This is a genomic window from Psychrobacter sp. 1Y11 (assembly GCF_052259045.1).
Taxonomy (GTDB): Bacteria; Pseudomonadota; Gammaproteobacteria; order Pseudomonadales; family Moraxellaceae; genus Psychrobacter.
On record NZ_JBQQER010000005.1, the window covers coordinates 171,494 to 191,965 of the forward strand.

At 43.7% G+C, this 20,472-nt stretch carries 18 protein-coding genes; 8 read left to right on the forward strand and 10 right to left on the reverse strand.

Features of this window, described 5'->3' with window-relative positions:
* Positions 1–190: 190 nt before the first annotated feature.
* Positions 191–691, reverse strand: a complete 501-nt coding sequence (locus ACTXGJ_RS06365) for a peroxiredoxin (protein WP_443565401.1) — start codon at positions 689–691, stop codon at positions 191–193.
* Between the two features lie 218 nt (positions 692–909).
* The gene (locus ACTXGJ_RS06370; RefSeq protein ID WP_439242532.1) at positions 910–1,239 is read right to left on the reverse strand and encodes a hypothetical protein; all 330 of its coding nucleotides are present in this window, start codon (positions 1,237–1,239) and stop codon (positions 910–912) included.
* Between the two features lie 472 nt (positions 1,240–1,711).
* Here ACTXGJ_RS06370 and ttcA point away from each other — a divergent pair, with 472 nt between their 5' ends.
* Positions 1,712–2,686: a tRNA 2-thiocytidine(32) synthetase TtcA gene (gene ttcA / locus ACTXGJ_RS06375; RefSeq protein ID WP_439242799.1), complete on the forward strand. Its 975-nt coding sequence runs from the start codon at positions 1,712–1,714 to the stop codon at positions 2,684–2,686.
* A gap of 96 nt (positions 2,687–2,782) precedes the next feature.
* Here ttcA and ACTXGJ_RS06380 read toward each other — a convergent pair whose 3' ends face one another.
* The 6 genes from ACTXGJ_RS06380 to ccoN form a co-directional block, all read right to left on the reverse strand.
* Entirely contained in the window at positions 2,783–3,367 is a 585-nt protein-coding gene (locus tag ACTXGJ_RS06380; RefSeq protein ID WP_439242530.1) for a FixH family protein, read from the reverse strand.
* A gap of 155 nt (positions 3,368–3,522) precedes the next feature.
* Positions 3,523–4,935: a cytochrome c oxidase accessory protein CcoG gene (gene ccoG / locus ACTXGJ_RS06385; RefSeq protein WP_443565403.1), complete on the reverse strand. Its 1,413-nt coding sequence runs from the start codon at positions 4,933–4,935 to the stop codon at positions 3,523–3,525.
* Positions 4,936–5,221: 286 nt separating this feature from the next.
* A complete protein-coding gene (gene ccoP, locus ACTXGJ_RS06390) occupies positions 5,222–6,361 on the reverse strand; it encodes a cytochrome-c oxidase, cbb3-type subunit III (RefSeq protein ID WP_439242526.1) in 1,140 nt (379 codons plus the stop codon).
* Complete coding sequence (locus tag ACTXGJ_RS06395; protein ID WP_439242523.1) at positions 6,361–6,540, reverse strand: cbb3-type cytochrome oxidase subunit 3; 180 nt, start codon at positions 6,538–6,540, stop codon at positions 6,361–6,363. Before ACTXGJ_RS06395 ends, ccoP begins: the two co-directional genes overlap by 1 nt.
* Entirely contained in the window at positions 6,540–7,178 is a 639-nt protein-coding gene (ccoO, locus tag ACTXGJ_RS06400) for a cytochrome-c oxidase, cbb3-type subunit II (RefSeq protein ID WP_439242521.1), read from the reverse strand. The genes ACTXGJ_RS06395 and ccoO overlap by 1 nt, the downstream gene beginning before the upstream one ends.
* A 9-nt stretch (positions 7,179–7,187) precedes the next feature.
* Entirely contained in the window at positions 7,188–8,669 is a 1,482-nt protein-coding gene (gene ccoN, locus ACTXGJ_RS06405) for a cytochrome-c oxidase, cbb3-type subunit I (protein ID WP_439242518.1), read from the reverse strand.
* A 1,018-nt stretch (positions 8,670–9,687) separates the two neighbouring features.
* Here ccoN and ACTXGJ_RS06410 point away from each other — a divergent pair.
* Positions 9,688–10,077, forward strand: a complete 390-nt coding sequence (locus tag ACTXGJ_RS06410; protein WP_439242515.1) for an SCP2 sterol-binding domain-containing protein — start codon at positions 9,688–9,690, stop codon at positions 10,075–10,077.
* A gap of 167 nt (positions 10,078–10,244) precedes the next feature.
* Here ACTXGJ_RS06410 and ACTXGJ_RS06415 read toward each other — a convergent pair whose 3' ends face one another.
* On the reverse strand, positions 10,245–11,207 hold the full coding sequence (locus tag ACTXGJ_RS06415; RefSeq protein WP_443565404.1) for a hypothetical protein: 963 nt from the start codon (positions 11,205–11,207) through the stop codon (positions 10,245–10,247).
* A 525-nt stretch (positions 11,208–11,732) separates the two neighbouring features.
* Here ACTXGJ_RS06415 and ACTXGJ_RS06420 point away from each other — a divergent pair.
* The 3 genes from ACTXGJ_RS06420 (at position 11,733) to ACTXGJ_RS06430 (ending at position 14,196) form a co-directional block, all read left to right on the forward strand.
* Positions 11,733–12,971: a lipoprotein-releasing ABC transporter permease subunit gene (locus ACTXGJ_RS06420; protein ID WP_439242509.1), complete on the forward strand. Its 1,239-nt coding sequence runs from the start codon at positions 11,733–11,735 to the stop codon at positions 12,969–12,971.
* Between the two features lie 112 nt (positions 12,972–13,083).
* A complete protein-coding gene (lolD, locus tag ACTXGJ_RS06425; protein ID WP_439242507.1) occupies positions 13,084–13,764 on the forward strand; it encodes a lipoprotein-releasing ABC transporter ATP-binding protein LolD in 681 nt (226 codons plus the stop codon).
* Positions 13,765–13,890: 126 nt separating this feature from the next.
* On the forward strand, positions 13,891–14,196 hold the full coding sequence (locus ACTXGJ_RS06430) for a hypothetical protein (protein WP_439242505.1): 306 nt from the start codon (positions 13,891–13,893) through the stop codon (positions 14,194–14,196).
* Positions 14,197–14,218: 22 nt separating this feature from the next.
* On the opposite strand, the gene ACTXGJ_RS06435 is transcribed toward ACTXGJ_RS06430, so the two are convergent.
* Complete coding sequence (locus tag ACTXGJ_RS06435) at positions 14,219–14,794, reverse strand: DUF2062 domain-containing protein (RefSeq protein WP_439242503.1); 576 nt, start codon at positions 14,792–14,794, stop codon at positions 14,219–14,221.
* A gap of 313 nt (positions 14,795–15,107) precedes the next feature.
* On the opposite strand from ACTXGJ_RS06435, the gene ACTXGJ_RS06440 reads away from it, so the two are divergent.
* From ACTXGJ_RS06440 to ACTXGJ_RS06450, 3 genes are all read left to right on the forward strand, one after another.
* Positions 15,108–18,131: a ComEC/Rec2 family competence protein gene (locus ACTXGJ_RS06440; RefSeq protein ID WP_443565405.1), complete on the forward strand. Its 3,024-nt coding sequence runs from the start codon at positions 15,108–15,110 to the stop codon at positions 18,129–18,131.
* A 185-nt stretch (positions 18,132–18,316) separates the two neighbouring features.
* Positions 18,317–19,378 (forward strand): signal peptide peptidase SppA, encoded by a 1,062-nt coding sequence (gene sppA / locus ACTXGJ_RS06445; protein ID WP_439242499.1) that lies wholly within the window; start codon positions 18,317–18,319, stop codon positions 19,376–19,378.
* A gap of 153 nt (positions 19,379–19,531) precedes the next feature.
* Positions 19,532–20,425, forward strand: a complete 894-nt coding sequence (locus tag ACTXGJ_RS06450; RefSeq protein WP_439242497.1) for an alpha/beta fold hydrolase — start codon at positions 19,532–19,534, stop codon at positions 20,423–20,425.
* Positions 20,426–20,472: the final 47 nt, after the last annotated feature.

Below are 20,472 nucleotides of genomic sequence, written 5' to 3' on the forward strand. Positions count from 1 at the left end.
GTTTACTCGCTAGGGTAAGTGAATCTGTATAAAAGCGCAGCAGGATAAGCGTAGCGAGCTGTTGCAAAAATGTTTAATAGACACCGTTATAGTATCAACGTCCCCTAAATAGGGTTGTTAACCAATGCAGCGTTAGGTGAGTTAGATGCTCAAGCCTATTTAGATGAGGAGTTGGTTATGCGCCAGCCGTTTATTTAGGCGCTAACAGAGCCAATACGCGCTCAGCATAGCCTTTAGCACGCAGGTTACGCTGAGCATGGGTGAGCGTGCCTTCGCTATTAAATATAAAAGCGGAGCGCACCAGACCAATGGTTTTTTTGCCATACATATTTTTTTCTTTAATAACTTCAAAGTATTGGCATAAGGTCTCATCGCCATCACTGATTAGCGGGATTTGTAAATCATGTTTTTCGATAAAGTTTTTATGGGACTGAACGCTGTCTCGGGAAACGCCAATGATATCGTAGCCAAGATCATCGAAATCGTGCAGATGTTCGGTGAAGTCAGTGGCTTGAGTGGTACAGCCAGGTGTATTGTCTTTCGGGTAAAAATAGAGGATTAAGCCCTTTTGTCTTTTCGCTACTAGCTCTGATAAGCTAATATCCTCTTCAATGAAATTTCCGTCTAGTTTGCGAACGAGCGTCACTGGAAAATCAGGTAGAGCAAGGTTTTCGGTGGTTGGCTTAGCCATAATAAAATCCTTTTTTGTTGAAGTTTTCAAATTTGCAAACAGTAGTGGGCAGTCATCAAGGCTCAGTTTTACACTTTGCGCGTTAGTTGGCAACTCACAAACAAAAAAGACTGACAATGGCCAGTCTTATCTCGTTACTTCTAATACAGATTTAATAAAGTAACAGCTTGCACAAAGCTATCGCTGCTTTATATCGATACTGATTAACATAGTTTTTGTTAAGACGGTTTTTGTGGCTGCTTTAAGTCTAAACCTTCTGTACATTGCTGTAAGTCTCGCTGCATCGTTTGCACATAAGGCAATCCAGAAGGGTCTTTTTTGTCTTGCGCGTAACTCTCAATCTCCCACATCTGACCGATAGTCATTCTACTACGGACATCGATAGTACAGTTACACAGCTTAGACGCAGTGTTCTTATCAGCAACTTTATATTTAACGGCGCCATTAATACATTGATTAATATTGTCTTTTTTAATATCAGTAGCGTTTGCTTGCGGGATAACAACAAGTCCTAGCAGCGCCAAAGGTAGAATGCGTAACAGCTTCATAAGTATCCTCTTACAGGTCAGTCAGTAAAAATAAATCAATAAACTATTAGCCAATCATAGAGCAAAGACGCAGCGGCCGATTGGGAATTGGCTATTTGTGCCCTACCATATCAATTATAGTCTATAAATAAAACCACCAACGTGCTGCAATGATGCAAGAAATTGTTACGCTTTTATCTTTACATCTCATAGAAGGTTTATCGGTATCAATATCGAAAACGCATTAAGCGCACTATCTTAAAAATACTAGGGTTTATTGCTAATAAATTTATTGGTAAGGTTTGTTATAATGCGGCTATTATTAATGGCAGACTATAATGAGGTTAATGCTATTTAACGCTCATAAACCTAGCCTTAGTTGCCGATCTTGTATTATCCTAATATTGAGTCTTTTATGAACACCGCTACTTTATTTACTCCCAATTTTGAGTCTCAACTGGACGTTGCTACTAACGACAATGAATCAGAGACTATGCAATCTGCTACCTTGAAAAAATTACAGAAAAAGCTACGCAGGCAAGTGTCTTTAGCGATTCAAGATTTCAAGATGATCGAAGAGGGCGATGTAGTCATGGTCTGTGTCTCAGGTGGCAAGGACAGCTATACATTGCTCGATATTTTGCTGCTGCTAAAACGTGTCGCGCCGATTCATTTCGATATTGTCGCAGTCAATCTGGATCAAAAGCAGCCGGGCTACCCAGAAGAGGTATTGCCCAATTATCTAAATGAGCAAGGGATAGCGCATTATATCTTAGAGAAGGACACCTATAGCATCGTCAAAAGCGTGATCCCTGAAGGTAAGACTTATTGCTCGGCGTGTTCGCGCTTACGTCGGGGTTCGCTCTACGGCTTTGCCAAACAAATCGGCGCAACCAAAATCGCTTTAGGTCATCATCGCGATGATATGTTAGCGACTTTCTTTTTGAACTTATTTCATGGCGGTGCGCTGAAATCTATGCCACCTAAGCTACTCAGTGATGATAAGCAAAATATTTTGATCCGGCCGTTAGCTTATGTACAAGAAAAAGACATCATCGACTATGCTGCTCTAAAGCAATTCCCGATTATTCCTTGTAACTTATGCGGCAGCCAAACCAACCTGCAACGCGCGATTATCAACGACATGCTACGCGAATGGGATGATGCTCATCCGCAGCGCTTGGCTTCTATCTTTAAAGCCATGCAAAACGTAGCGCCGTCACAATTAGCCGATCGCGAGCTATTCGATTTTGAAACGTTAACGACCGAGCGTGATGATAGCGAGCGCTTATTCGAAGGGAATAATATTCAAGTCGGGCAGCAAGGCATTCTTGATGAGATGGGTTTAACCACTGAGCCCAAAAAGCAAGTTTTTAGCACTAATAGCTCGAATACAGAGCATTCCGTAACGGCAATAAATAAAAGCCAGCAAAGCACAAAGATTCCTACTATCAATCCAGTGTTATAAGCCCAATAAACGGTTTTTAGTTTACTACCAATCACAAAAAAGCCAGCTAGCATGTCAAGTTAGCTGGCTTTTACATTACAGGCTTTGATAGTTCTGTTAAGAAGTTTTTTCAAATACAGGCAGCGGATTGAAGCTAACCTCAGTACGTGGCAGTTTTGCCACATCTTGCATACGCCAATCATCATCGCCTTCATTACTGACTTGTAGATAGTATTTGGCTTTTAAGGGGTCGATATCCGCTTGAGCTGTATATTTATTGGCGCTTTGGTGTTGCAGTACCACATCACGATCTTTTTTGATGTCAGTGGCATGGGAGATGGATAGGTTAAGGGTATCAGGATAAGTGACTGGTTCACCGTTCAATAAGGTGCCTGTTTGTAGGCTTTGCTCAGGGTAATTGAGATAAAAAACGATATCCCCTGCCTCTGAGAACTGCATCTTTCCATGCAAATCTAGATCGTAAGTGAGCTTGTCACGTGAGACATCGTGATAGAGAGTCTTGCCATCCATATACCAGTCATCACGCACCACGCTATCACGGATTTGATAAGAGTAATACACGAAAAAAATACAAGCCACTACCACAAACGCCGGTAGACCAATAACAAAGATAATCACCATGTAGTTTTTGTACCATGGCTGACTGTCTTGATGTTTAAAGTTCGATGAGGAAGTAGACATAAAATACCTATTAATAAAATAGCGTTTAATACATAAGCCAAATGTGCTACGTAAGATAATAACCACTTATCAAGCGCAAGACATCAAGCAAAATTAAGTCAAAGAGTCATCGCGTTATTCTAATCGCATCATGATAAGCGCCTAACCATTATCGGCTACAACTGGCCTTGAGTGGTAAAGACGTTATCTTTACTGACTTTATATTGACCATCTTCGCTCTCTACATTGAGCGTCACAGGTGTTTGTCCTGGTTCGACAACTTCTGGATCTCCGTAAATGCTCACTGACATATCGAAGCTTTCACCAGCAACTAGTGGCACATCATTGAAGCGCAGCTGTAAACTCAAACCGTCTTCAGGTTCTAAAGTGATTTTGTAAGTATGCTCGTCTTGAGTTTTATTAGTGAGTTTCACCACATAGCTGTTTTCGATCATGCCCTGCTGATTCAGCGATGATAGCTGATTACGGTCACGGCGTATATCGATCTCTAATGGAACCCGATCCGTTAATGCAAATATGAGCCCACCACATAATATGGTTAACAGAGCTAAGTAAGCAAATAAACGCGGGCGCAATATACGGCTAGGCTCTTTTTCAGCCAGTTGTCGCTCAGTTGTGTAGCGGATAAGCCCACGCGGATAGCCAACCTTGTCCATAATATCGTTACACGCATCGATACAAGCGGCGCACTGAATACAAGCAACTTGCAGACCATCACGAATATCGATACCGGTAGGACAGACCTGCACACACATCTGACATTCGATACAATCACCTAAATCATCAGGATGCGTACCTTTTTTACGCGCGCCGCGAGGCTCGCCGCGATCATAATCATAAGAGACAATCAGTGTGTCTTTATCGAACATGACGCTTTGGAAGCGACCATAAGGACAGATCTGAATACACATCTGCTCACGCATATAGCCGGCGTTGGCATAAGTCGAGAAAGCGAAGATGAATACCGATACCCATATCCATGTTGGCCAATCAGGAAAAGGTAAGAAACCAATCATTTGCCAGCTCTGATACAGAGCTTCTGTGCCTGATACATAGCTAACAAAAGTGGTTGCGGTAATCATCGAAAACACAAACCAGATAAAATAAATCAGCGAGCGCTTAAGGATTTTTTGTGCCCCCATTGGCGACTTATCAAATTTGATACGTTTATTGCGATCACCGATCACTATTTTTTCCACATACTGGAACATATGTGTCCAAATGGTTTGCGGACAGGCATAGCCACACCACACTCGCCCTGCATAAACGGTTACCACAAATAAAGTAAAAGCAGCGATAAGAGCAAAAGCAGCAATAAAGTAAAAATCCTGGGTTAAAAATGTCATTCCAAAGATGTAATAATGCTGTGAAGGTACATCGAACCAAATAGCCTGCCTGCCATCATAACGTAGCCATGGCAACAGCAAAAACAATGCCAAAAAGAAATACATACTAATGACGCGAATATTTTGATAAAACCCCGTTACAAAACGGGGATGCACTCGGTGCTTAGTCGCGTCGAGATCTATTTGTTGCACAGGAATTTTATTTGGTTGTGGAGCTGACATAAACTTGCCTCTTTTTAAAAAAAGAATCAATTTGCAGTCTGGTGAGACGCTACAGAAAATGTTGCCATAGTCTAAGGTGAAAACTAGTCTTTATGGATGGTTATTTTAACATTTTCCCTAATATAAATGGGGGTATAATCACAAATAGCAATATTCGTAAAGCTATAATATTAAGGCGCTCAGAGCGCTTAAGTCATAAAAAGTCTGCTAATCAAAAAAGGAGAACTGCATTGACAGTCCTCCTTTACTAAAATGCTATTATTTCCAAACCTGTCTGACGACTAGCTTAATTATCGCTAGTTGTGGCTGATGCGGTGTTAGTCGTCGTCATATTACTGGTGTTAGCAGCAGATCTATCTGAAAGCGAGTAGACATAAGCGGCTAGAAGCATGATACGCTCATTTCCTAACTTAGTCTCCCACTCAGGCATCACACCGGCACGGCCATAACGTAGAGTATCTCGTACTGTCTCACGATCACCGCCATATAACCAAATATCATCGGTTAAGTTTGGCGCGCCAGTAGAGATCATCCCTTTACCCTCTGGGCCATGACAAAGCACACAGTTGGTTGGCTCTTTAAATATACTTTCGCCTTGAGCAACCAAAGTTCGATCCAGCTCGCCGTTGCTTGCGCCACCTTTACTAGGGGATAGCGATAATACGTATTCAGCTACTGAACGAATACCATCTTCGCCAAGTTGCTCACGCCACGCCGTCATACCACCCACTCGACCCTTATGTAGTGTCGTCAAGATGTTTTCAGGCTCTCCGCCATACAACCAGTCGTTATCCGTTAAGTTGGGATAGCCTACCGCGCCCTTAGCATTAGAACCATGACAGACCGCGCAGTTCTGTAAGAATAAACGGCTACCTACTTTGAGGGCATTGGAATCTTGCGATAGTTTCTTAACTGCAGGCGCAAGCGCTGCTACTTTATCATCAATCTGAGTTTGCAGATCTGCAGGCGGCTCTTCACTACGACGCAAAGTCGTTTGTAAGCTACTAAGCTCATCCAAAATTGCTGTCGCATCACTCGCGCCAGCTTTAGCTAAAATGCTCTGTTCAAAGTTATCTGTAAATAGCTTATCGTTAGCTTCAAGCTCACTGGCTAACTCATTATGCGAGGTCCAGGGCACGGTTTCGCCATCGACTTCTACCGTAGCTATACCGTCCCAGTGCTTTGGCAAAATAGCGGGGAAGAAAATCCAATAAGCGATTGCCCAAATAATTGAACCAAAGAATATTACTAACCACCATTTTGGTAGCGGTTTATCATATTCTTGAATACCATCGTAACTGTGTCCAGTAGTGCCATCTTCCTCGACATCGGGCTTATATTTGAGCACAAATAATAAGACGCCAAGAATACCGGCCCAACAAGCGATACTGAGTATGGTAATCCAAGAACTCCAAAAGAATGTCATCATTTATCCTTATTGCGCTGCTCATCAGACGGATCATCACGGAGATCGTCATCGAGCGCAAGTTGTGCATCTTCTTCGAAGCGTTTTTTGTTTTTTGGCGAATAAGCCCACCAGGCAACGCCAATAAAGGCGATGAAGGCAGCAACAGTTGCAATTGTTTGTAATTCACCAATACCCATTAGCGCTGTCCTTCCATCGCTGTACCTAGTTGCTGTAAATAAGCGACTAGAGCATCAAGTTCAGTAGCACCAAGTACGACATCAGGTGCGCCTTCGATATCTTCTTCAGTGTAAGGAACCCCAAAACGATCGCGGAATAAGCGCATTTTGGCTTGAACCTTGACTCCGTCCACTTCGTTAGTGGCAAGCCATGGGAAACCAGGCATGACTGACTCAGGAACTAAAGATCTTGGTGCAATGAGATGCTGCTTTTGCCAATCTTCCGAATAGCGACCACCAACCCGTGCTAGATCAGGACCTGTACGTTTCGATCCCCATAAGAACGGGTGATCCCACGTTGATTCTGCAGCACGAGAGTAGGGGCCATAACGCTCAACTTCGGCACGTAAAGGGCGAACCATTTGGGTGTGGCAAACGTGACAGCCTTCACGAATATAAATGTCGCGGCCTTCAAATTCAAGCGCCGTCCAAGGCTCCATGGCAGGAAGCGGTGTATTTACCCCGCCATCCTCTGGACTCTTGTTATCATAGATTAGCGGTACAATTTCGACTAGCGTTGCAAAGCTAATAGCGATAACGATAAAGATGACCAACAAGCCTGTATTTTTTTCAATAATTTCATGCGGTGTACCAGCCATGATCGCTCCTTATACTTTAGCTGTCGAAGTTTGGTCAACACTAGGTTCATGATCCGTTGGGTCAGCGATATCGACCGGCTTCCCTTCAGGCATCTGAATAGTACGATAGACGTTATAGGCCATCACAAACATACCCGATACATATAACAGACCACCAAATGCACGGCCAATGTAAGGGAAGTGCGAGAACTCAACCGTATCTACAAAGCTGTATACCAAAGTACCATCAGGGTTGGTCGCAAGCCACATCATGCCTTGACCAATACCTGAGATCCACATCGAGACGATATAGAAAATGGTACCTGCTGTCGCCAGCCAAAAGTGAGTAGTAATCAGACTGATAGAATACATTTTTGGTTTATTATAAATACGCGGTAGCATGACATATATAGAACCAATAGTAATCAAACCAACCCAGCCGAGCGCCCCTGAGTGAACGTGACCCACCGTCCAGTCAGTATTATGCGAGAGCGCGTTGACCGTCTTAATAGACATCATCGGACCTTCAAATGTCGACATCGCATAGAAGGATAAGGCCACAATCATAAAGCGAATAATCGGGTCAGTCCGCAGCTTGTCCCAGCTACCTGATAAGGTAAGAACACCGTTAATCATACCGCCCCAAGAAGGTGCGAATAAAATGATAGAGAACACCATAGCTAGCGACTGTGTCCAATCTGGTAGCGCTGAATAATGCAAATGGTGACCACCGGCCCACATATATGAGGCAATCAAGGCCCAAAAATGCACGATAGAGAGGCGGTAAGAATAGATCGGGCGACCAATCTGCACCGGAACGAAGTAATACATCATCCCAAGGAACGCTGCCGTCAGATAAAAACCAACCGCATTATGCCCATACCACCACTGCACCATAGCATCGGTCGCACCGCCAAATAATGAGTATGATTTGAACGCACTAACGGGAATCGCCATACTGTTGACGATATGTAGTAAGGCAATCGTAATAATAAAGGCAGCAAAGAACCAGTTAGCGACATAGATATGTGAGGTTTTGCGTTTGATAAGCGTACCAAAGAAAACGATAGCATAGGATATCCATACTAAAGCAATCAAGATATCGATAGGCCATTCAAGCTCAGCATACTCTTTAGTCGACGTTAACCCTAGCGGTAATGTAATGACTGCTGAGACGATAACCGCCTGCCAACCCCAAAAGGTAAACCAAGCTAAATAAGGGGCGAACAATCGAGTCTTACAGGTACGCTGCACGATATAATAAGAGGTTGCGAACAGGGCACAGCCACCGAACGCAAAGATGACCGCGTTAGTATGCAGTGGTCTTAGACGACTAAATGTCAGCCATGGAATGTCAAAGTTAAGTGCTGGCCACGCCAATTGTGAGGCAATGAAAACACCGATACTCATGCCGACGATGCCCCAGATGACGGCCATAATCGTAAAAAATCTTACGATAGTGATCTCATACTCGCGGTCTATAGGGGCGACTGCTGTGTTTTGTAAACTCATTGGATGATTCCTTTACAGCCTAAATTATCAACAGAATTAACTAAAGCTTTGCGATATCCAAAAGATAGCAAGGTTAAGAGGTGATGCTATCAAATGAATAGGGATTGCGGCGCATGCTGCTGTCAGGCTTATCTATCACTGTAACGGTGTATTAACTAGTGAGCCAAACTTTTGCTATCTCAGCGTTGACTGAGCGGTAAAATAGCCACCAAGGCCAATAACACAACTAAGCAAAGTAAGGATGATTAATATATCGTTAAAGTTAATAAGACACTGTCATACTCAGACCTTAATTACGAAGCTAAGTTATTAAGCTACCGTTACTAGGTCATTAAATACTGACTGGATAATGGTTAGCCAAGTAAGGACTGAAATACAATCGGACATTTATCTGTCTCATAAGCTGATAAAAAACAGATATATGCTAGCGGCTGCTGACAAAAAACACGCTCAGGTAACGTTTAGTTAAAACTCCCGACTCTGTTTAAGGGTATTGTAACGCAATCTTAATCAAATATCATCAAACTCCTGCGCCAAAATACAAACTCTTTAGTAAATAATTTATCGGGCAACTTATCCTAATAAGCTCTTGAAAGATAAAATAGAGGCGCCTGTATGTGAATATCTAAGTCTATTTGGCTAATACGTACGCTGTTTGATTCGCATGGATAAGAATAGTAATAAGTATTAAAGGGGGCTGGTCTGCGACTGATGCTGTAAATAAAACCTGCTAAGTAAAAGCCAAGCGATAAATTTTGTTACCATTTGGCAATCAATGGTGATATTAGGTTTTACTTCTAGTTAAGCTCACCCTTATAATAAAGCGGTATAAATAGTTTTATGACAATGATGACAACTCAATATACTTGTATGGACGCTGTTTATATCAATGTCTAGTTTATAGATTCGATGTATAGCTTGAGAGTTAAATAAGTAAGATGACAACTCTATCTACTGACACCGATGATAAGATAAATATAATAAGTATCAATAATAAGTATTCACTAAGGATAAGAATATGGCTGTTTTTTTGACGGATACCTGGTTTGAAGAAGTAGAGAAAATGGGCAATGAAGCCGGTGAGCTAAACCTTCCTCCTGCACTGGAAAACATGGTTATCAACCTAAAAGTCACTGACGGTGATGAAGTGATTGAAAGTAACTTCGCTAATGGTTTATTGCATAAAGGCTTGAACTCTGAGGCGACAACGACACTATTGCTTGATAATAAAACTTTGCAGTCGATTATCACTGATTTCGATATGAACGAGATTATGGGTGCCTTTATGAGTGGTAAAATTCGCGTCGAAGGTGATATGTCGCAATTGATGGCTCTACAAACGGCTCGTCCAAGCGATGAGCAAAAAGCGCTGTTTAAAGATATTAAGTCAATGACGACGCTAGCTTAGTTTTTGCTAGAGTGTTGTTTTTAGAGCTTAGTTTTTAGAGTGTGTTAATCGATACTGAGGATACATTCTAGCTATAACCTCCTAAAGGTATAAATCTAAGCCCGCAAAAAAAGCCCCAAACATAACTTTTGGGGCTTTTTTTGCGGGCATTATTAATATTGTTTTTTTTAACTAGCCGCTTTTTCTTGCTGGTTTTCTTTATAAATGGCTGCTTGTAGCCAGATATTCGCCTGCACATAGTCGTGCACTGCAATCGCTCGCGTCTCATCGGTCTCACAAGCGCCAATACGGACGACAAAAGGATCGGCGTCTTGTTCACGCAAGATCACTACATCAAACAAAATAACGGGTTTACCGTTAAAGACCGTTTGTTGCTTGCCTAGCACTTGTCCTTGACACCAAGCTTCATCCTCTTGGCCCAAAGTATCGCCGAACAGATAAGCGCACATGTGACCTAGGTTAATCTCGACCGGAGCCATCTGCTCTTTAGTCTCAGGCTGCCACTCTGCAATTTGCTGCTGCAGATCTTCGGGTATTTTTCCATCATTGGTGGCGACAATGTCATTAAAGGCGCGATGATAGCGAATGGCTTCCTCATCTTCAACTTTGATTACCTCGTTTTGTTCGCTGATCGAGATCTCATGCGCCCAAGCGCTAAAATTCACAAAGTAAGAGGCGCCTTGCTGGTATTGATGACGGTTAGCAGTGTAGAGTTGATCAAATGCATAAATAATACTGCCATCGCTGCTGCGTAAGCGTAGTACCGCATCATGAGAGTTGTCATTGGCGATAATACGCTCGATTTTACAGTTCAGTCCATAGGGGCTATCGATGCAAGGGTAAGCGTTGATAAAACGCTCAGGACGACCCTCTTTCATAGCCAAAACTTGATTGATGTGGCAGGGCTGATCTTCAGATAATAATAGACAGCTGTCTGTCGCACTGACATTGCTATTGAGGCCTTTGGGGATAGCCGCATGCTCGATCATTTGCTGTAACCATTCGGGCACATCCTGACTCATATCATCGGTCAATATACGCCAATGATCAGCATGACCAGCAGTTTGTTCGTCGGATAAGGTGATCTTAGTAGGGGCTTGTACGTTTTTATAATGATAATTAATGGTCATGAGGATACTCAAACTTAAATCAGCGGTAAGGTTGGATAGTGAGCGCTAAGTCGTATTCAATGCAGCAAGCTAATAAGAGAGCATGATATTTTGATATAAATAATATCTCGTTCCTATTAAGCTCAGCATACTGCCAAGCTCAGCGTGCTGCGATGACGTCAAGCTATCCGTCGTACCACAATGATGGGTTAATGACATTTGTCTTTAGCATACAATATATAGGTATGATGGCAAACAATAGCAAGCCCTTCCTAAAAAATAATCACAAACAAAGCGAGTTTGCCAAAAAACCCCATTAGTTTATGCTAATCATTGGCACATATTCATAAAATTGTGTCAAACTATCCCCTTTTTTTGGCAGTCTTATTAACCTATCAGGATGTTGATAGGTTAGATAACAATTAGACCTGTTTAAAACCCTATTTATATGCCTGTTTATTTAGTTACAAAGCTTTATTCGCCTTATTCGCTTAAGGGAGTCGTCACGATATAGAGACGCATATAAATAAGATAAAGAGTTTGACTATGTTTCGTCCTTTAGCATTATTTATTGGCTTGCGTTACACTCGAGCCGAGCGCAGTAACCGCTTTATCTCCTTTATATCTCTAATTTCCATGATAGGTTTGACCTTGGGGGTAGCCGTCCTTATCACTGTGCTATCAGTGATGAATGGCTTTGATCGAGAGCTAAAAACCCGAATACTTGGTATGGTGCCGCAAGCGACCGTCACCTCAGCTGAGGTGATTAATGATTGGCAGCCATTAGCCGATCGAATCAAGGCTGAAGATCCAGCAGTGGCAGCGGTAGCACCCTTTATCCAACTACAAGGGATGCTAACAGCGAACGGTCAAGTGGCTGGGATTATGGTCACCGGTATCGAGCCTGAGTATGAAAAAAATGTCTCCATTATCAATAATCATATGATGGAGGGGAGTATTGATACCCTACAGAGCGGCGATTTCAATATCGTTCTTGGGGAGGAGATGGTGCAATCGCTCGGTCTTAATATCGGTGACAAAGTCACTTTGGTGCTGCCAGAAGCCTCGCCATCGCCTGCCGGCGTCATTCCTAGATTTAAGCGCTTTACTTTGACCGGCATCTTTAATATTAGCCCAGACGTCAACACGTTAGCGGCCTTTATTCCGATGAATGATGCGGCAAAACTGCTACGACTACCGGATGGCGCGCAAGGTATTCGCTTAAAACTTGACGATATTTTCCAAGCGCCTGCTGCCGCGCAAAAAGCGGCTAGCATTGCTCCGCCTCAGCTTTATCCTAGTGACTGGACCCAAACCCATGGCAACTTGTTTGGTGCTATCCAAATGGAAAAGGCTATGGTCGGCTTACTGCTGTTTTTGATTATTTTAGTCGCTGCTTTTAACATTGTTTCAAGCTTAGTCATGCTAGTGACGGACAAAAAGGCCGATATCGCTATTTTGAAGACCTTTGGTGCGTCGCCACGTCTGATTACCCAAGTGTTTATGGTGCAAGGGGTGGTGATTGGCGTTATCGGTACGGTTGCAGGGACGATACTAGGGGTTGTATTTGCGCTGACCGTTAGTGATATCTTAGGCTTTATCAATCAAGCTTTTGGCCTAAACCTATTTGATGCTTATTTTGTCAATTATCTGCCTTCACAGCTGCGTATAACGGATGTGGTATTGATTACCGGTGCTTCGTTTATCCTGAGCTTTTTAGCAACTATTTATCCAGCGCGCCGGGCGGCCAAGATTCAGCCAGCCCAAACGTTACGCTATGAGTAACCAAGCTTGTACTCGGCTATGATGTGGTTATTTATAGCCTACGTAAATATATCGAAGTAGTCGAAGGTGAATATATAGCAACTGTCAGCAATTAAAGAATAAAGGATACGCAATGTCAGCTATTTTGAAGGCAAGCAATATTAATAAGATTTATGATGATGGAGCGGTACATACCCAAGTACTCACGGGTTTGGATCTCAATATCAGCGCCGGCGAGCGTGTGGCTATCGTCGGTACTAGTGGTTCGGGGAAAAGCACTTTATTGCACTTGTTAGGCGGTCTTGATACGCCTACTAGCGGTGAGGTGTGGCTGCATGGTCAGTGTCTTAATCATATGAATGAGACTGAGCGCGGCGCGATGCGTAATCAGTATTTGGGCTTTATTTACCAATTTCATCATCTTTTAGCTGAATTTACCGCTATCGAAAATGTCGCTATGCCGCTGCTTATGCGCCCAAAAGTATCGACTACTGAGGCGCGTCAGCAAGCGATTGAAATCTTAGAAAATGTGGGCTTAGGTCATCGTTTAGAGCATAGGCCCGGCGAGTTATCTGGCGGCGAGCGTCAGCGGGTAGCTATTGCTCGCGCGCTAGTGACTAAGCCGTCGCTGATTTTAGCCGATGAGCCTACAGGCAACTTAGATTATGATAATGCGCAAAGCGTGTTTGGGCTATTATCGGAGCTGCAAAGCACGATGAAAACAGCGCTACTTATGGTGACCCATGATCGCAGTTTGGCGGCGCTTGCTGATCGTCAGCTGCTATTACGTAATGGTCACTGGGAGAATTACTAGGGCATGTCGAAACTGCTCAGCAACTTAGCCGCTAGAAAAGCTACGATAGGGATAAATAGTAGCCGTTGTTTTTAACATAAATCGATAGTATGGTTTTGCTATTATTTACTTTTGAGGAGTGACACTATGGATAAGGGAGATGACCCAATCGCGGCTTTTGGTAGTGCAGAAGAAGGGGAGGAGCCTTTATTGCCTTATATCGATACCTTAGCATTTGAGCAAGTCGATAGAGAGGCACAAAAAGAGCAATTGACCGCGATTTTTGATGCTATTACTTTAGCCGGGGTGGATTATTATTTAGAAGTACAAGAGACGGCGACAGGTAAGCAATATACTTTAACCAAAGACGACAAGGCTATTACCACACAAGTGATGGACAGTCACTTTAAAGATAATATTCTTGAAGCGTTAGACGAACATCAAAATAATTAGCGGCGTTTTGGGCTTTAGTGCCTTAAGGTTTAGGCGGTTTATCAGTTGGCAAGCGTTGACGCTTTTGCCAACTGCTCACTGTCTTATAACGCCAGATGCCTTTGAAAGCCAAGCCGCAGACAATGCTACTAATAATAGCTAAGATAGTCAGCCCAAGACAAAACGCGGTAATCGATACCGTGCCGCTATGAATAATAAAAGGGTTGGCACCGTCCGATAATACCCATAGACTAAAATCAGCAATCATCCTACCAATCAGCCGTAAGCTAATCATCGGCACATCAATAATCTTTGCGCCAATATAGTAGCCTGCATAAAAAATAGGCAGCGTCGTCAATGGGTTGGTGATCCAAGTCAGACCCAGCGCCATGGGTACGTTTGCGCGAAAAATAAGTGCGCCGATTAAGGCTAATAGCATCTGACCAGGTAGCGGAAAAAAAGCGCTAAGCACCCCGATATAAACAGCTTTATTTAGACTGTGGCGATTGAACTGCCATAATCTAGGGTCGCCCAAATGCGGCGCAAAGACCTTTAAGCTGCGACTCTGTAGGATTTGTTCAGGGGTGGGAAGTAGGTTCTTCAGACGTTTTTTTGACACAAGCCTGCCTTCAGTCATTAATTAAAGCCCGCTGCTAAAAAACCAGCCAATCGGTAGGCAAGTATGTTTTAAGACAAAAGTATATCATCATTAATAGTGCTATGATTAGAGGATAGCGACTTAAAGCTTATGAATAAGCTTTTGATAAGTGTTTTTACAGCGATATTTATTATAAATATTTTGTTATGAAATAGTATAGGGTAATAAAGGCGCGAATGCTATGGTCAGCGCTAAGCTTAAATAGCAAACTGCTATTCAACACGCTCTATGATTTATAATAGAACAAACTCACATTAGCGAGCGAGGAGTGTCAATGTATTGGGGGATTGGCACGCTAATAATACTCGTTATGGCAGCCGTATTAACCATAGCAGCGGCTATTCCCTTGCCTCAGAGCTTAGCTTTATTAGACACTAGCTATAGTCTACTTTTACCTTGCTTCCTTGTTGTCATCACTACCGCTCTTATCTTATTTCAGCAGCGTATTAGCTTACCTATATTAGATACCATTTCTGTTGACAGCCCCTCAAAAACAGCCTCAAAGCTAGTCTCGTCAACCCCACGTATTCTTAGCTTGTTTAAGCCGCTACGCTATCTAATCGTAGCAGCATTGGTACTGGCTTTAATCATCGGTAGCTTACTACAAGCGCTCATTGCTCATCAGCAATTAGAGAGTACGAAAATAACGGAGCCCGCGCGAGTGCAAGCTTGGGTCACTATCGAGGGAATTAGTGATAGCGTGTACGATGCTACATTCAATAGCGGCTATCGGCAGGTCGCTACTCTTAGCGAGATAGTACCGCTAACCACTGATCTTAGCGCTGAACAATTAGCTGAAAAAAGTACTGAGAGTACGGTTAATGACATCCTGCAACCAAATAGCGCGTCATTAAATCGGCGGGTATTGCTAATTTTATACCCCAATAAGGCTAACGATACTCCTAGTGTAGCCGAGTTAAATAGCCTGCAGCCGGGCGCGCGCGTATTGATGACCTTGGCGCTTGCGCCATTAGCCAGCTCCGAGCAAGCGCTAAATAATCCGACTGGTTTTGATAGCTATCGCTGGCTACGCGCCCGTCATATCGATGGGGCCGCGACGATTATCACGCTAAGCTCAGCCCCTATTAGCTATCCGAATCAGTCGGCGGGTGTAGCTAGTGACTCTACTTCTATTTGGGCGCGGATGCATATCACTATTGATAGCTGGCGTCTGCATCTACGTCAGCACTTTTATCAAGACTGGTCCACTAAAAGCGCTGCTGAACAACAAGCAGATGCAGTGACTTTGAGTTTGCTTACTGGTGATCGCAGCTTAATCAATCGCGAAACCAAAGATCTGTATCAGCTAGCGGGTATTTCGCATCTATTAGCGATTTCAGGCACTCATGTGCTGTTTATGGCTATTATGCTAGCCGCTATGGTGGTGGTGTTAGTCGAGCGCTTTTATCCGGCACTTTATCGCCTGCTGCCGCGCTGGCAAGTACGCTGGTGGGTGATGATAGCCTCCGCTTTTATTTATGCGTTATTTACCGGCTTTGATGTGCCAGCGGCGCGTACCGCTTGGATGTTATTAGCGATAGGCTTGGTACGTCTGACGTTAGTGCCTATGAGTACTCTGCGGGTGTTATTAGCACTAGCTATCTTTATGGCTTGGCTAGATCCGTATGTGTTATGGCAAGCCGGCTATTGGCTGTCATTTATTGCGGTAGCATTGCTGCTCAATTATGAGGACGCCCTCGCAAGTCAGTCCTCAGCTGCCACCACGTCCTATCCTGCATTATCCACAAAGGCGTCTAAGCTCAGCAAAGATAAGCAAAGTCTTATTAATGTAAGCTCACAAAAGCATAAAAGTTGGCTATTATTTAAGCGCGTTTTTAGATTACAGTTTTGGCTATTTATAGCGCTGCTTCCCATCACTTTATTACTGTTTGGCAAGGCGTCGTTATGGGGTCTTGTGATTAACCTATTTGCTATTGGTTTATTCGGCTGGATTATTGTACCGCTGAACCTTTTGGCCGGGCTGTGCTATTTATTAGCACCTAGCATTGCTGATAGTATTTGGGCGTTAGTAAGTGCTATCGTCAGTCAGTTACATCAACTGATCGAATGGCTGACGACGCTACCTGTGCTAAATAGCGCTTGGTTATACACCCCCATTAACTTCGCTATGTTACTGATGGCGGCGCTAATGCTCTTGCCTTGGCTACTCCCACGAGGGGTCATTAGTCGCTGGTTCTCCTTAGTGCCACTGACACTTTTGTCGATGGCGATTTATAGCAATCAGCAGTCTTTCTCCCAGGCGCCAACACTTTATATACTGCCGACAGGAGATCGCCATATAACGGCGGCGGTACTCATTTATCCTAATGATAAAGACATAGACAATCAAAGCAAAGCTAGTAAACCATCATTAGACCAAAAATTGGGCCAAGATAAGATAAATTGGCTGTTTTTGGCCGATCATAGAGTGCAAGGTGAGCGCAATATGCCAAGTACGCTGACGGCTGAAAAATTAGTCGGACAGTTAGAGCAGCAGCTGCGCACCTTAGCGATCAAACATCTAGATGGTATTATTGTACAAAGCAGCGCTGCCACTATGACTACTAGTGTGCCTTCTAAATCTACAGACAGTAACCGTCAGTCGGTCCCGCAAGGAATATCTTTATTACCTTTAAGCGTAGCACTCTTAAGCCAACAGCGACCGACAGCGCAGTATTGGCAAGCAGGGCAACATGAGCGCTGGCAAGCGCTACAAGATGCACTAACAGTAACTAGCGCTAACCCTCTTGTCAGTGCGCAAGACTGTCAGCAAGGTCAAGAGTGGCAAGCGTTAAATGGTCAGTTAAAGCTGCAGGCACTCACTGGTTGGAGCGAGATTGATGATGCTAGCGTTTGGGATTGTAGTCTAGCTATTGCTAGTCAATCGCCGATAACTGTCGTGCATTATAATGCTAGCAACCCTCAGCAGCCTACTCAAGCCACTGTAAAAACGCTTGTCAGTAATAAAAGGTTATCTGGTTTGACTGAGACTGCCTCGGATAATACTGTTTTGAGTGACACTGTTCTGGATGAGACCAAGACCGACGCGACAGCTTTATCACGACTTATTCTCGATGTTGCCACTCATAAGCGCAGTTGGCAATTGTGGTCATTATTATGCGCGGCTGAGCCTTTAGCTTTTGATATGAGTCAAGCAGATTTTAGTTCAATAACTTGGCTGAGTCATAGTAGCTCAGCGGTATCTGCAGAGGTGTTAATGGCGCAGCAGACTGAACAAGTACTGACTTACGATGAGCAGCCTTTGGAAGTGGCGCTAACCATTCAGGCTGATGAGTAATTGTAGTCAATAGCTAGGCCAATAGACAACCTCTAACAGTATCGCTGCAATAAGCTCATATTTTACTATTGAACCTTAGTGACAATGTCACCATACTTAGCAAGCCCTCAATCAGTTATAATTTGACGCGCTTTTATATACGATAGTTGTATTTTGTTTTAGATCGATCTCACTTAGGAAGTTATATGCCCAACTGGCCACCAGACCCTAATAAACGTCCTGACAATTCGGCGAATCAGCCAGTACCTCTGCAGCAGGTACCGGCCAATCAGCCCAGCGGACAAGAATGGCGTCTTATCGAAAAAACCTTATTAGCTAGTGTTGAAGAGCAGCGCCGCTCAAGGCGTTGGAGTATCTTCTTTAAGCTGCTTACCTTTGGTTATATTTTATTATTATTCTTCACTTTTAGTCGTGGCTGTAGCACCAAAACGCCTACCGGGTTAGAAGGGATGGATACCAGCTCGCCGCATTTGGCGGTAGTGGAGCTACAAGGCGTCATCAGTAATGGTGATATTGCCAATGCTTATGACGTTAATGAAGCTTTAACACGCGCTTTTGAAAACCCGAATTCGAAGGCGGTAGCTTTAGATATCAACTCTCCTGGCGGCTCTCCGGTGCAGTCGGACGAGATATGGCAAACGATGATAGATCTGCGCGCCGAGTATCCTGATAAAAAACTCTATGCGGTCATCGGTGATATCGGTGCGTCTGGGGCTTATTATATTGCCTCGGCAGCCGATGAGATATATGTGAATCCTTCAAGTCTAGTCGGCTCTATCGGCGTCATCATGCCTAGCTACAACATCGAAGGGTTAATGGACAAAGTTGGGGTGGAAGATCGTACGATTACTGCTGGCGAATACAAAGATATCTTAAGCCTATCGCGACCACTAACGGATTATGAAGAGCAGCATGTCGAAGATGTATTAGCCAATACCCATAAACACTTTATCAATGCAGTAAAAGAAGGTCGCGGCGATCGCCTCAAAGATCCTGAAGCCAATAAACTATTCTCAGGGCTATTTTGGACTGGTGAGCAGTCGATCGCTTTAGGACTAGCGGACAAAAAAGGCAGTATCAGCAGTTTAGAGAAGCAGCTTGAGCTTGATAATGTGGTGAACTATACGCCTGTAGATCCGTTCCAGCTGTTTATGGACCGCTTTGCGGTAAAATTAGGCGCAGGTGTCGGCTCAAGTATTAACCTTGATGTATTAGGGCAGCAAGAGGGCAGCGCTGAGATGCGTTAAGGGTGTCTACTATAAAGTTGGTTTTGAATTTATCAGTATCCGGGCTGAGCTAGTAAATAGCTCAGCCTTTTGCTATAACTAAGTTTAGTTTTAGTCCCTTTAATCCACTATCCTATAAATATATTTTAATAATCAAAATAATAGAGAGCTTATATGAGTGAGAATGACCATAAGGCGCAAAGGTTTGCGTCCCTGCCAGTATCAAAGATAACCCAAAAGCCAGTACTGCATTTCGCCCATGCCAATGGCATGCCAAGCGCCGTTTATGCGCCTTTTTTTGCCGGGCTCGCTGAATTTTTCACTATTGAATATATCCCTATGTTAGGTGAAACAAGCGGCTATCCGGTGGACGATAATTGGCGCAGTCTGACCCAGCAAGTCGTCGATAGTGTAGCAGAGGCTTGCACGCGTCATGGCGTGGCACAAGTCGTCGCGGTTGGGCATTCTCTGGGAGCGTTGTGTACTTTGCAAGCGCTGTACCGTGCGCCCAAACACTTCAAGCAAGCAGTGCTTATGGATCCGCCTTTGATATATGGGCGTAATAGTTTATTTATGCATTTGGCAAAGACGCTAGATAAAGTGCCAATGATGAATCACCGCTCAATGGATAAATTTTCACCCTCAGGCATCTCAAAACATCGCCGTGATGTTTGGGAGAGCCGCGATGACGCTTACGAGCAAATGCGTCACAAAAGCTTCTTTAAAAATTTCGATGAGCGCAGCTTTAAAGGGTATATCGAGCACGGCTTACATGAGCGAGCTGATGGCAAAGTGACGTTAGCGATCTCCAAGAAAAATGAGGTGGCGGTGTTTCGAACCAATCCATCGATGTATTGGTTGACTCCTAATGAAGCTCCCAAGCCGCCCGTTAAGCTCGTCATTGGCGAGGCAAGTTTATTTTTGAAACGTAAATTCCCGCAGCAAGTCAAAGCGCGCTTAGGGATAGACTTTCAGACTCACAAAGGCGGTCATATGTTCCCGCTTGAGTATCCAGACTCAGTGTCAGCAGTGGTGCTAGATATCATCGAGCAGCAGATGTCTAAATAATAGCAAGTCTTAATGCTAAAGCTGTTCTGTGAAATGGCGTCGCTTAT

Excerpts from the sequence above, each read along its gene's own strand:
- ACTXGJ_RS06365 (WP_443565401.1), bottom strand. The coding sequence starts at position 691 with ATGGCTAAGCCAACCACCGAAAACCTTGCTCTACCTGATTTTCCAGTG.
- ACTXGJ_RS06370 (WP_439242532.1), bottom strand. The coding sequence starts at position 1,239 with ATGAAGCTGTTACGCATTCTACCTTTGGCGCTGCTAGGACTTGTTGTT.
- ttcA (WP_439242799.1), top strand. The coding sequence starts at position 1,712 with ATGCAATCTGCTACCTTGAAAAAATTACAGAAAAAGCTACGCAGGCAA.
- ACTXGJ_RS06380 (WP_439242530.1), bottom strand. The coding sequence starts at position 3,367 with ATGTCTACTTCCTCATCGAACTTTAAACATCAAGACAGTCAGCCATGG.
- ccoG (WP_443565403.1), bottom strand. The coding sequence starts at position 4,935 with ATGTCAGCTCCACAACCAAATAAAATTCCTGTGCAACAAATAGATCTC.
- ccoP (WP_439242526.1), bottom strand. The coding sequence starts at position 6,361 with ATGACATTCTTTTGGAGTTCTTGGATTACCATACTCAGTATCGCTTGT.
- ACTXGJ_RS06395 (WP_439242523.1), bottom strand. The coding sequence starts at position 6,540 with ATGGGTATTGGTGAATTACAAACAATTGCAACTGTTGCTGCCTTCATC.
- ccoO (WP_439242521.1), bottom strand. The coding sequence starts at position 7,178 with ATGGCTGGTACACCGCATGAAATTATTGAAAAAAATACAGGCTTGTTG.
- ccoN (WP_439242518.1), bottom strand. The coding sequence starts at position 8,669 with ATGAGTTTACAAAACACAGCAGTCGCCCCTATAGACCGCGAGTATGAG.
- ACTXGJ_RS06410 (WP_439242515.1), top strand. The coding sequence starts at position 9,688 with ATGGCTGTTTTTTTGACGGATACCTGGTTTGAAGAAGTAGAGAAAATG.
- ACTXGJ_RS06415 (WP_443565404.1), bottom strand. The coding sequence starts at position 11,207 with ATGACCATTAATTATCATTATAAAAACGTACAAGCCCCTACTAAGATC.
- ACTXGJ_RS06420 (WP_439242509.1), top strand. The coding sequence starts at position 11,733 with ATGTTTCGTCCTTTAGCATTATTTATTGGCTTGCGTTACACTCGAGCC.
- lolD (WP_439242507.1), top strand. The coding sequence starts at position 13,084 with ATGTCAGCTATTTTGAAGGCAAGCAATATTAATAAGATTTATGATGAT.
- ACTXGJ_RS06430 (WP_439242505.1), top strand. The coding sequence starts at position 13,891 with ATGGATAAGGGAGATGACCCAATCGCGGCTTTTGGTAGTGCAGAAGAA.
- ACTXGJ_RS06440 (WP_443565405.1), top strand. The coding sequence starts at position 15,108 with ATGTATTGGGGGATTGGCACGCTAATAATACTCGTTATGGCAGCCGTA.
- sppA (WP_439242499.1), top strand. The coding sequence starts at position 18,317 with ATGCCCAACTGGCCACCAGACCCTAATAAACGTCCTGACAATTCGGCG.
- ACTXGJ_RS06450 (WP_439242497.1), top strand. The coding sequence starts at position 19,532 with ATGAGTGAGAATGACCATAAGGCGCAAAGGTTTGCGTCCCTGCCAGTA.